Origin of the sequence: uncultured Eudoraea sp. (assembly GCF_947260015.1) — a bacterium.
Taxonomy (GTDB): Bacteria; Bacteroidota; Bacteroidia; order Flavobacteriales; family Flavobacteriaceae; genus Eudoraea.
The window spans coordinates 16329-28195 of the sequence record NZ_CAMYOM010000015.1; the positions used below are offsets into that span (position 1 = coordinate 16329).

Annotated in this window: 10 protein-coding genes; 3 read left to right on the plus strand and 7 right to left on the minus strand. The window is 36.3% G+C overall.

All coding sequences use genetic code 11. The features are described 5' to 3' along the window. Positions 1-142: 142 nt before the first annotated feature. Positions 143-568, plus strand: coding sequence for an HPP family protein (locus tag Q0X66_RS08380; protein WP_297705212.1), 426 nt, complete (start codon positions 143-145; stop codon positions 566-568). Here the strand turns inward: Q0X66_RS08380 and rpe are convergent. From rpe to rpsO, 4 genes are all read right to left on the minus strand, one after another. Beyond that, positions 565-1227, minus strand: coding sequence for a ribulose-phosphate 3-epimerase (gene rpe / locus Q0X66_RS08385; protein WP_297705214.1), 663 nt, complete (start codon positions 1225-1227; stop codon positions 565-567). The genes Q0X66_RS08380 and rpe overlap by 4 nt on opposite strands. A gap of 451 nt (positions 1228-1678) precedes the next feature. Beyond that, positions 1679-2542 carry a sigma-70 family RNA polymerase sigma factor gene (locus Q0X66_RS08390; RefSeq protein ID WP_019671028.1) on the minus strand — a complete coding sequence of 288 codons (864 nt, stop codon included), beginning with the start codon at positions 2540-2542 and terminating at the stop codon, positions 1679-1681. A 163-nt stretch (positions 2543-2705) separates the two neighbouring features. Next, positions 2706-4919, minus strand: a complete 2214-nt coding sequence (locus tag Q0X66_RS08395) for a polyribonucleotide nucleotidyltransferase (RefSeq protein ID WP_297705216.1) — start codon at positions 4917-4919, stop codon at positions 2706-2708. A 185-nt stretch (positions 4920-5104) separates the two neighbouring features. Continuing rightward, complete coding sequence (gene rpsO / locus Q0X66_RS08400) at positions 5105-5374, minus strand: 30S ribosomal protein S15 (protein ID WP_297705218.1); 270 nt, start codon at positions 5372-5374, stop codon at positions 5105-5107. A 166-nt stretch (positions 5375-5540) separates the two neighbouring features. Between rpsO and Q0X66_RS08405 the strand changes: the two genes are divergently transcribed. Beyond that, positions 5541-6410 (plus strand): hypothetical protein, encoded by an 870-nt coding sequence (locus Q0X66_RS08405; RefSeq protein ID WP_297705220.1) that lies wholly within the window; start codon positions 5541-5543, stop codon positions 6408-6410. Positions 6411-6463: 53 nt separating this feature from the next. On the opposite strand, the gene accD is transcribed toward Q0X66_RS08405, so the two are convergent. From accD to Q0X66_RS08420, 3 genes are read right to left on the minus strand one after another with little or no spacing between them, the layout of a single operon-like run. Then, a complete protein-coding gene (accD, locus tag Q0X66_RS08410; RefSeq protein WP_297705222.1) occupies positions 6464-7324 on the minus strand; it encodes an acetyl-CoA carboxylase, carboxyltransferase subunit beta in 861 nt (286 codons plus the stop codon). A gap of 28 nt (positions 7325-7352) precedes the next feature. Next, positions 7353-8420 carry a class II fructose-bisphosphate aldolase gene (fbaA, locus tag Q0X66_RS08415; RefSeq protein ID WP_297705224.1) on the minus strand — a complete coding sequence of 356 codons (1068 nt, stop codon included), beginning with the start codon at positions 8418-8420 and terminating at the stop codon, positions 7353-7355. A 59-nt stretch (positions 8421-8479) separates the two neighbouring features. After that, entirely contained in the window at positions 8480-11071 is a 2592-nt protein-coding gene (locus Q0X66_RS08420; RefSeq protein WP_297705346.1) for a BamA/TamA family outer membrane protein, read from the minus strand. A 99-nt stretch (positions 11072-11170) separates the two neighbouring features. Here Q0X66_RS08420 and Q0X66_RS08425 point away from each other — a divergent pair, with 99 nt between their 5' ends. Then, entirely contained in the window at positions 11171-11830 is a 660-nt protein-coding gene (locus Q0X66_RS08425; protein WP_366938683.1) for an RNA methyltransferase, read from the plus strand. The last annotated feature ends 37 nt before the right edge of the window (positions 11831-11867 follow it).

Consider the following 11867-nt stretch of genomic DNA (forward strand, 5'->3'; position numbering starts at 1 on the left):
ATTAAGCCGCATTATATTTAAGAATCAGAATCTCAGAATTAATAAGAGAAATAAGATTATAATCATGAGTAACATGACTTTTATCATTCTTTTTGTTTTTGATAAAACTGATCTTTATTAAATAATATTTAAATTGAAAGTCATGAATGTCCAGATTGAACTCCCCGTTTCCAGTATAATGACTACAAATCTTATAACACTTGATGTAAAAGAAAGTTTAGATAAAGCAGAACACTTATTTAAAAAATATAAAATACGGCATATCCCTGTGATTGAAAATGATAAGATTATTGGGATGATAAGTTTGAACGATATACTCCGAATAAGTTTTGCCGATGGCGCATATAGGGAAGAGGAAAATATATCCTCATCTATTTATGAAATGTTTACAATAAGGCAATTAATGATAGGAAATTTGGAGACCGTTTCTCCCGATGCAACGATTAAAGAAGTTGCAGAAGTACTTGTAAAAAGGGAATTTCATTCCTTGCCGGTCGTGGAAAATGGTAGGCTTAAAGGGATGGTAACTACCACAGATTTGATTAAATACCTCCTAAAACAATGCTAAGCATTTGCAATATTGGAAATATGTGAAATCGTGGCCATTGGATCCTGTGAGTTGAATACAAAACTTCCCGCAACCAAAACATCTGCACCAGCCTCTACGAGGGCTTTCGTATTATCTGCATTTACTCCGCCATCAATTTCTATAAGCGTTTTGGCCTTTTTTTCATTAATTAATGTTTTTAATGCCTTTACCTTTGCAAAGGTATTTTCAATAAACTTCTGACCTCCATATCCAGGATTAACGCTCATAACACAAACCAGGTCTATCTCGGTAATACTGTCTTCCAGGAGGCTTATATTGGTGTGTGGATTAAGAGCTACGCCTGCCTTCATGCCTTCCGCTTTAATAGCTTGTATAGTTCTATTTAAATGTGGACAGGCTTCATAATGAACTGTCAGTATATTGGCACCCAAAGAGGCAAAAGATTTGATATATCTATCAGGATCAATAATCATAAGATGAACATCGAGCGGTTTGGTCGCATGCTTAGCAATGCTTTTTATTACCGGCATTCCAAATGAGATGTTTGGAACAAAAACTCCGTCCATAACATCAATATGGTGCCAGTCTCCCTGACTTGAATTGACCATCTCAACATCTCTTTGTAAATTCCCGAAATCGGCCGCAAGTAATGAGGGCGCTATGCGTATATTGTTCATTATTTAATGGCTGAAAATATTTTGCTACAAAAATAGGTATTCATTATGGTTTTATAAACCACCATAAGATATATCTACTAATTTATTCAAGATTATTTTTACAAAGATCACTTCATTTAGCGCTTTACTTTTCATAAATATACAGAAGTGTTCCTGTACAAATAGTTGAAAAAAAAAATCAATAAGGAAAAGTAGCTGAAAGGACCTTTAATCAATCAAAAAACATGAAAACCGACCTTAGTTATTGAAAGGTAAAAAGGAATATTTTTAAAAGAATCAATAATTCTTGATCGAATTATAATAAAATGAAAAACTCCGGTAATCAGCCGGAGTTTATTCATCAATCAAAAAACGAACAGTCATGATAAACTGTTGTTACTGTTACAAATTACAATTTTTATACCAAAATTCCAATACAAGGAAAATTTAACATGTAATTAATGTCTCGGTATTATCCGAGATAAGTTTTTAATATTTTGCTTCTGGAAGTATGTTTTAATCTTCTTATTGCTTTTTCTTTAATCTGACGAACTCTTTCTCTGGTAAGGTCAAAAGTTTCACCAATTTCCTCAAGGGTCATGGAATGTTGTCCAGCCAAACCAAAATACAATCTGATAACATCTGCTTCTCTGGGTGTAAGAGTTTCTAACGCTCTTTCAATTTCCGTACGTAAAGATTCATGTAATAATTCTTTATCCGGATTAGGAGATTCTCCACTACGAAGGACATCATAAAGATTTGAATCCTCCCCGTCAATTAAGGGCGCATCCATAGATACGTGACGACCCGAATTTTTCAAAGACTGTTTTACATCTTCAACGGTCATATCTAATTCTTTAGCAATTTCCTCTGCTGATGGAATTCGCTCATGAGCTTGCTCAAGAAATGCAAACGTCTTATTTATCTTATTTATTGAACCAATTTTATTTAGCGGTAATCTAACAATACGCGATTGTTCTGCCAAAGCCTGTAATATAGACTGACGAATCCACCATACGGCATAGGAGATAAATTTAAACCCCCTTGTTTCGTCAAAACGCTGAGCAGCCTTAATAAGGCCAAGATTTCCTTCATTAATTAAATCCGGAAGTGTAAGTCCCTGGTTCTGATACTGCTTTGCAACGGATACCACAAAACGAAGATTGGCTTTTGTAAGTTTTTCCAAAGCTAACTGATCACCTGCTTTTATGCGCTGTGCCAATTCTACTTCCTCATCTGCAGTGATTAGATCTACCTTACCTATTTCCTGTAAGTATTTATCTAAGGATGCAGTTTCCCTATTCGTAACCTGTTTTGTAATCTTTAGCTGTCTCATCTAGGTTTTCCTTTAATTAAGTTCAAAGTGCATGGGCTGCATATACTTATACGTAAAAAAGCGGCAAATGTTACAATAAGGGTATAAAAATTTAACTTTTTGGCTAAATTATATTAAAAAACCCCTGTTTTAAAGGGGTTTTAATATATCTGAGGACTAAAAATTAGTCTCTTCTGGGCTTACGATCTCTATTTCTATCGTTTCTGCCTCTATCGCGATCCCGATTTTCTCTAGGCGGTCTTTCCTTAAAACCTTCCGGTTTTGGGAATAAAGCTTTACGAGATACTTTTTCCTTTCTGGTTCTTGGGTCTGTACCAAAATATTTAACATCAAAAACATCACCCATGTTTACAACATCGGTTACATTCTCAGTTCGCTCCCAAGCGAGTTCAGAGACATGAAGTAAAACTTCATTTCCCGGAGCTTCAGCGTATTCTACTACAGCACCAAAATCCAAAATCTTTATCACTTTAACCTCATAAACACTGCCTACTACTGGTTTAAAAGTAATAGAGTCTATTTTAGCCAGTACGGCATCAATACCTGTCTGATCTGTTCCCAAGATCTCCACAAGCCCTTCTTCGGTAACAGGATCTTCGTTTATTACTATGGTCGTGCCTGTTGTTTTCTGAAGTTCCTGTATCACTTTTCCACCTGGTCCAATTAACGCACCTATATAATCTCCCGGAATCGTTGTTGTTACCATTTTTGGTGCATGAGCTTTTACTCCTTCATTGGGTTGAGCGATTGTATCGGCCAATTTTTCGAGAATATGGAGTCTTCCTTCTCTTGCCTGCATTAATGCCTTAACCAGAATTTCGTAGGATAAGCCTTTAACTTTAATGTCCATTTGGCAAGCTGTAATCCCATCAGCTGTGCCGGTAACTTTAAAGTCCATGTCTCCTAAATGGTCTTCATCACCCAGAATATCTGATAATACCGCATATTTACCGGATTCACTATCTGAAATCAATCCCATTGCAATTCCTGAGACAGGTTTTTTTAGTTTAATCCCGGCATCCATTAGTGCCATCGTACCGGAACAAACGGTTGCCATTGAGGAAGAACCATTACTTTCCAATACTTCAGAAACTACTCTAAGTGTATAAGGGCAATCTTCAGGGATCATACCTTTTAATGCTCTTTGGGCCAGGTTTCCGTGGCCAACCTCTCTTCGGGAGGTTCCCCTGATTGGTCTTGCCTCGCCAGTGGAAAAAGGAGGGAAATTGTAATGTAGATAGAAAGTTTCTTCGCCTTCAAATGATGGCATATCTATTTTATTCGCTTCTCTGGAGGTTCCTAAAGTAACTGTTGCCAATGCTTGCGTTTCTCCTCTGGTAAAAATAGCCGAACCATGAGTTGAAGGCAAATAATCCACCTCGCACCAGATAGGCCGTATTTCATCTGTCTTTCTTCCGTCGAGCCTTAATCCTTCATTTAAGGTAAGGTCTCTTACGGCAGCTTTTTCGGCTTTGTAGTAATATTTGCTGATTAAATCACCAATTTCTTCAAGTTCTTCTTCGGAATGTGAAGCTTTAATTTCGTCTTTTATTTCTGCAAATGATGCACTTCGTTCATGTTTCGCAGAACCCGCCTTGGCTACCTTATATACTTTATCATATGCAAGGTCATGAATCTTTTTCATTAGCGTTTCGTCCTCATCTTCCGTTTCGTATTCGCGTACTTCTTTTTGCCCAAAGGCCTTGGCCAATTTAATCTGTGCGGCGCACTGAACTTTTGCAGCTTCATGAGCAAATTTGATTGCTTCAACCATTTCTTCTTCAGAAATTTCACTCATTTCACCCTCAACCATCATCACAGAATCCTCGGAAGCTCCAATGATCATGTCAATATCAGATTCAAGTAATTGTGACCTTGTAGGGTTAATGACAAATTCGCCATTCACTCTCCCGACACGAACTTCAGAAATTGCACATTCAAATGGAAAGTCTGAGAGTTGAATTGCTGCTGATGCAGCAAGACCGGCCATTGCATCAGGCATTACGTTGTCATCATGAGACATTAACTGTATCATCACCTGAGTCTCACAATGGTAGTCCTTTGGAAATAATGGTCTCAAAACACGATCTACAAGTCGCATTGTCAAGACTTCTCCGTCACTTGGTCGGGCCTCCCTTTTAAAAAAGCCTCCCGGGTAACGTCCTGAAGCCGCAAATTTTTCCCTGTAATCTACTGTTAAGGGAAGAAAATCTACATCACTTTGTCTATAATTGGAAACTACAGTACATAATAACATACAGTTTCCTGATTGTACAACAACAGCACCATGGGCCTGTTTTGCAAGTTTTCCGGTTTCGATAGAAATCTCTCTACCATCACCAAGGTCAATGACCTCTTTAAATGTTTTTGGAATCATAAATTTTAATTAGAACCTGAATGTTTATCAGGCTGTTAAACAATGGTCAACCGTCTTACATAGACGGTCTGAGTTGTGTTGTTGTGTTGTCGACCAATGAAAAACTATGTGTAAGCTTTTTGTGTTTGCCCCAAATTCCGGGACTTTTATTTAAAAAAAAGGGGAAGCAATGCCTCCCCCTTATATTATTTTCTAATATTCAATTCTTTAATAAGGGCACGATATTTTTCTATGTCCTTTTTCTTCAAATAATCCAGCAAACTTCTTCTTTTACCAACAAGTCTTACCAGGGATCTCTCCGTATTATAATCCTTTTGGTTGTTTTTTAAATGTCCTGTTAAATGATCAATCCGATGCGTGAACAACGCAACCTGACCTTCAGTGGAGCCTGTATTACCTTCTGAGCCACCGTGTTTTTTAAAGATTTCTGCCTTAACTTCTTTTGTTAAATACATTCCAATATTATTTTAAATGATTTTTATGTATCTGATTGATTTTCAATCGAGCGCAAAGATAGTAATAAATTTACATAAAGCAGATGTCATTTATTTTTTTTGACCTTCAATTAAACCTTTATGAATACCTAGGGTCAAAGGAGAGTAATATTAAAAAAATAATAATATGAAAAATTGTTTTAAAAAACTGAATTTTACAGGATTATTGCTTTTTGCAATTGTGTCAATTGTTTCCTGTAACAAAGAAGAATCCGCTGAAATTATTGAAACCGGCGAAACGGAAACGTTTGAAGTGGCGCAACTTCAGGCCAGTGACGAATCTGAATTAATTTCTGAAGAAATCATAAACATTGGAGAGGATGTTTATACTACCGATGAAATCCAGGCTACCTCCAAGGGTTCATACATTTCAGATTATTTGCCAGATTGTGTAACAATTACTACTGAGGTGACTAGTATCAGTAAAGAAAAAATTATTGATTTTGGTGAGGGTTGTGAATTACCTAATGGGAATTTTTTAAGTGGTATCATTAAACTGAGTTATCTTAAGGACATGGAGATGGTTATGAAAACGCTTAGTTTTTCACTTGAGAACTTTACATTTAATGGGGTATCTGTTGAGGGGAATGCTACTGTTGAGCGAATGCGTTCAAATGAAAATGGAAATCCTCAGTCAGATGCGGTTGCCGATTTTACCGGAGAATGGCCAGATGGTGGTACTGCCAGTTTCACAGGAAACAGGACCCGAGAATGGATTGAAGGTTTTGGAAGTGGATTCTGGGGCGATAACGTTTTTCTTATCTCAGGCAAGGGTACTTACAAAGGGAAATTTGATAATGTATTCGTTAAAGAAACATTTAGCCCGCTAAGAAGAGAACTATCTTGTAGATTCCTGGTGAGTGGAATACTCCTAATTTCGCGCAATGAAACAACAGTGAGCCTTGATTTTGGTGATGGTAGTTGCGATTCTAAGGGAATTCTTACTTACCCTAATGGAGAATCTGAGGAAATATTTTTAAGAAGGTTTAAGAACTAAAAAACCTGCAAATAATTAATTAATAGCCCTGGCTTTTAAAGTTCAGGGCTTTTTTATTCTCTAATAGCGGTATTCTGGATAAGATCGATATACAAGTTAATATTCCTTTTTAGATCCCTTCTATGAGAAATAAAGTCTAAAAACCCATTTTCCAAAACAAATTCTGCTGTCTGAAAACCTTTTGGGAGATCCTTCCCTGTGGCTTCTTTAACAACTCTGGGTCCTGCAAAACCAATCAATGCTCCCGGTTCAGAAATATTAATATCTCCCAGCATGGCATAAGAAGCAGTCGTACCGCCGGTAGTAGGATCTGTACACAAAGAAATATAAGGAATTTTGGCTTCAGCTAACTGCGCTAATTTTGCAGATGTTTTGGCAAGTTGCATTAATGACAAAGCAGCCTCCATCATTCTGGCCCCACCAGATTTGGATATCATGACAAAAGGAATGCCTTTTTTAATGGAATAATCAATTCCCCGTGCAATTTTTTCACCAACAACACTGCCCATTGAACCTCCTATAAAACTAAAATCCATACAACAAACAACCAAATCCTTACCCAAGGACTTGCCTACGGCTGTTCTTACTGCATCTTTTAAACCAGTCTTTTTTTGTGCCGCCTTCAATCTATCGGAATATTTCTTCGTGTCCTCAAATTTTAGGGGATCCCTGGAAGACAACTTTGCATCTAACTCTTGAAATTTGTTGTCGTCAAATAGAATTTCGAAATATTCTTTGCTCCCAATTCTAACATGATAATCATCTTCCGGACTAACATAAAAATTTTTAGCTAAATCTTCGGATTCAACGATCTTTCCGGTTGGGGATTTATACCATAAGCCTTTGGGTGTATCTTTTTTCTGCTCAGTTGCAGTTTGTATACCCTTTTCTGTTCTTTTGAACCAAGCAGTCATTGGAATATAATTTAATTCTAAAAGTTACCTACAAGGTATTAATATTGTTTAGATCTTCAAAAGCTTTTTTTAATCTCTCAATAAATGTCTTTTCTCCTTCTCGAAGCCAAACTCTTGGATCGTAGTATTTTTTATTAGGTTGGTCGGCACCATCCGGATTCCCAATTTGCGATTGCAAAAAAGCTGATTTACTCTGGATGTAATCCCGAATACCTTCCATGAAAGCATATTGTAAATCTGTATCAATATTCATCTTTATCACTCCATATCCAATTGCTTCCCGTATTTCCTCAACAGTGGAGCCAGAGCCACCATGGAATACAAAATCTATGTGATTATGTTCAACACCGTATTTTTTAGTTATATATTCCTGAGAATTTTTGAGAATTTTAGGAGTTAACTTTACATTTCCCGGTTTGTAAACGCCATGCACATTTCCAAAGGCCGCGGCTATGGTAAATCTCGGACTTATTTTGGACAATTCTTCATATGCATAAGCCACTTCTTCTGGTTGTGTATATAATTTGGAATCATCAACATCTGTATTATCTACGCCATCTTCTTCGCCTCCGGTTATTCCCAATTCAATTTCCAGAGTCATGTCCATTTTGCTCATTCTTTCGAGATATCCTTTGCAAATAGCAATATTTTCTTCTATAGGCTCTTCAGATAAATCTATCATATGAGAACTATAGAGTGATTTTCCAGTCTCTGCATAATGTTTTTCGCTTGCGTCAAGAAGTCCATCTATCCATGGTAATAACTTTTTAGCGCAATGATCTGTATGAAGAATAACAGTAGCACCATAAGCCTCAGCTAACTGATGTATATGTTTTGCCCCAGCAACCGCTCCTTGTATGGCGGCAAGCTGACCTTCATTGGACAAACCTTTTCCCGCATTAAACTGAGCTCCACCATTCGAAAATTGTATAATCACAGGTGAGTTTAATTCTGCTGCAGTTTCCAGGACTCCATTAATTGTATCTGAGCCTGTGACATTTACCGCCGGAAGAGCAAATCCTTTTTCCTTGGCATAATTAAAAATATGTTGAACTTGATCACCGGTGGCAACTCCTGGTTTAATTGAATGCGACATAATTTTTGGTCTGTTAGATTTTTATGAGATGTGGCAAATGTAGTGAAATAATTGAAGGTCTAAAAAGGATAGTTTATACCAATTTGGAATACTGCGTTTGAGAAATTATAATCGCGAAACCATCTTTGGCCAGGTAATTCGGCCGGATTATAGGTTTTAAAGCCCATATCAAGGCGGAATACGAAATAGGTGAAGTCATATCTTAACCCCATTCCTGTTCCCAGGGCTATTTCAGATAAGGATTCAAAGCCTTCAAATACAGCGGCAGGATCCTCCACATTATCCCAAACATTCCAAATATTCCCTGCATCTGCAAAAATTGCACCCTTAAAATTTCCAACAATAGGAAACCGATATTCCAAATTAAGTGCAATTTTCATATTAGCTTCATTAAAATCATTAATATTATCTGTAGATCCGGGACCCAGGGAATAAGGAAACCAAGCTCTGTTATCATTAGATCCACCACCAAAATAACTACGAACAAAGGGTATACTATTAGAGTTTCCATAGGGTATGGCTATGCCAAAAAAACTTCGGAATGCAAGAACGTTGGATCTGGATAGATCCCAATGCTTAATATAATCAAATTCCGTTTTTATATACTGGGAATAAGGAACATCAAAGACAGTACGATCTCCATTTTCATTTTTGTCAAATTCTATAATGTTGGAAATTCCCGATAATAGAACTCCCGCACTTTCAACTTTGAAACGGAAAGAATAAAAACTGTTGTCATTTATACTTGTTCTGCTTGTTTTATTAAATGTATAATTACTTGCAAAAATAAGATTGTTTTCAGTTAATCTGATTCTTCGTTCCTCTATACTGGCCACATCGTCAAAATCTTCTGGAGTTGAAGGTAGGTCATCATTTAAAATGGCATCAGTAAAACCGGTGGTACCTTCAGGAATAGTTAGTGTAGGGCCATCTGATGGTTCGGGCATAATAAAAAAGTCCTGTAAAGAGGGATCATCCGCATAAACCGGATCCGCAGCAATATCATTCAATCTCTCAAAGGTGCTCTGATATACGTTATAAAAACGATCGGGATTAAGATTATTTACAAATTGAATATTTAATAATTCTACGTTATTTTTATTCAAATTGTTCGTAGCCCAGTTATAGCCTAATATAGTGTTAAAGGCTTGTTTGTCAAGGCCTATATTCTTCTGAAAACTTGTGCCTATAGAAACTCTGGACTGGGGCAGTTTATAGGATGGAATTATCTTCTTCCAGTTAAAAAATGGAAACCATATTCGTGGGAAAGTAATGTTGATATCAGCGCCCACTTCCGAAAAGAAATTCTCCGTAGCAGTTTCATCACTTAACAAACCAAAAGTACCCCCAACTGACAAACTCAGAGTTTCCGCACCACGGAAAATATTTCGTGAGATAAGTGCAGTACTAAAACCGATGCCTAATGATCTAATATTAGAGTGAGTAATATCAAAATCGAAAGCCCATGAGAATTTGGGTCTTGTTGCTAAAAAAATGTCTGCTGTAAGTTTTGATTGTGTACTATCTTCTGTAAAAAGTATATTGGGATATTTAAATGTATTTAAATTGGTAATTCTTCTATATGTACGAATTTTATCAATGTCTCTGTATAGACTATCCTTTTCCAGGAATATAGCATCTGTCAGGGCCTTAGGCTTATAACGGAGTTTATCATGGTAATAAATAGTATAATTGTCATATTCAATTGATTTTAAATCAGACTTATCCCTATCGAAACCATAATCTGGATAAATGTTGATTTTGTCCAAGCGAAAGACTTTATATTCCGAAGTTGTTATAATACTATCTCCCCGTTTTCTAAGGTTACCAATGTTAAGTTCTACGCTCATTTTTTGATCGTCGTTAACCCTCGTAGTATCTCTTAGAATATCATAAGCTATGGAACTTTCCTGGAAATTATATACTCCTGTATTTCTAAAAAGTTCTGAAAGTCTTTTCCGCTCATTGTTAAAATCCGTAAGATCAAACTGCTTGCTATTTTTAATAAAGGATTTATCCTCATTGAGGGTATAGATAGAATCAATGGCCATAGAACTTATATTTCTGGTAATCGAATCAACTATAAATGGTTTTCCAAGTGCAATCTTATAATTTATTTCAACTCTTTGCTTCTTTTTTGTACTATCTATATCATAGGACGAGGTGTTGTTAAAATACCCCTTGCTTCCGTAAAATATGCTCAAACGTTCCAGCGATTTCTGAGTTTTTAAGGTGTCTACTATGGAAGGAGGTTCACCAATCTTTTTAAGCCAATCACTATATCCTTTTACCAAAAAGGATTCACCCAATCTGTTAACTTGCTTCTTTGATAATATATTCACAAGTCTTTTCTCTCTGTTTTCTTTTCGCTGAAGCCAGGCCTGGAAAGATGAATCGGGATCTTTTTTAGCTAAATTGTAGAAGTTAAGTCTTAAAGGATAACCCAATAAGGTACTGTTAGGTTCTTGCAGGACAAGACTCCGAATATCTTCACTCTTGATTTTTTCACTATTTACGAAGATGTTATTTTTTGTTAATAAAAGTTCATCATCCTCTACCCTTTTTAGTGTATTACAGGAAGCGAATGCGACAATAAGGAAGAATAATCCTATTTTTGCAATATTCTTTTCGTAACTCCGAAGGGTCTTCATAGAAGCCAAAAATACATTATTTGAATGGTTGTTAAAAGTCAATTAAAATTTATAAAAAGCTTATATCAAAAAAAGTACCGAATTCAAAACGGACTTTTTGTGGTAGAAGGAAAAAAGGTTGTTTCAGAGCTTTTAAATTCTAAATTTAAGACACATAGTATCTACAGTACTGATCCCGAATTTAAGACAAAAAACAAAGAAGAAGTTCATTATATATCAGAAAAGGATCTAATAAGAATAAGTTCTCATAAAAGTCCAAATAAAATATTGGGAATATTTGAAATTCCTGCACCGGAGGCCATTGATTATTCTGATTGGGTTGTTGTTTTGGATGCCATTCAGGATCCGGGAAATTTGGGAACCATCATAAGGATATGCGACTGGTTTGGAATATTACATTTGGTTTGTTCTCCTGATACGGTAGATTGTTATAACCATAAAGTCATACAGGCAACTATGGGTTCTATTGCCAGAGTAAATATTGTGTATACCGATATTGCCAGACTACTTGAAGAAAATAAAAATCTTGCTTATGGTACATATATGAATGGGAAATCTGTTTACTCTGCTGATCTTCCTGATAAAGGGCTTTTAATATTGGGTAATGAAGGCAAGGGCATATCTGAGAAAGTAGGACTTCGGATAGAAAAGGAAAACAGAATAGGTATCCAGCAATATGGAAAAAAAACTACCGAAAGTTTAAATGTAGCAACTGCCACTGCCATTTTTTTAAGTGAAATTAGAAGGGAGGAGCGCTAAACGATTTAATTGATAAGATCCGGAAGCTGAAAAATGC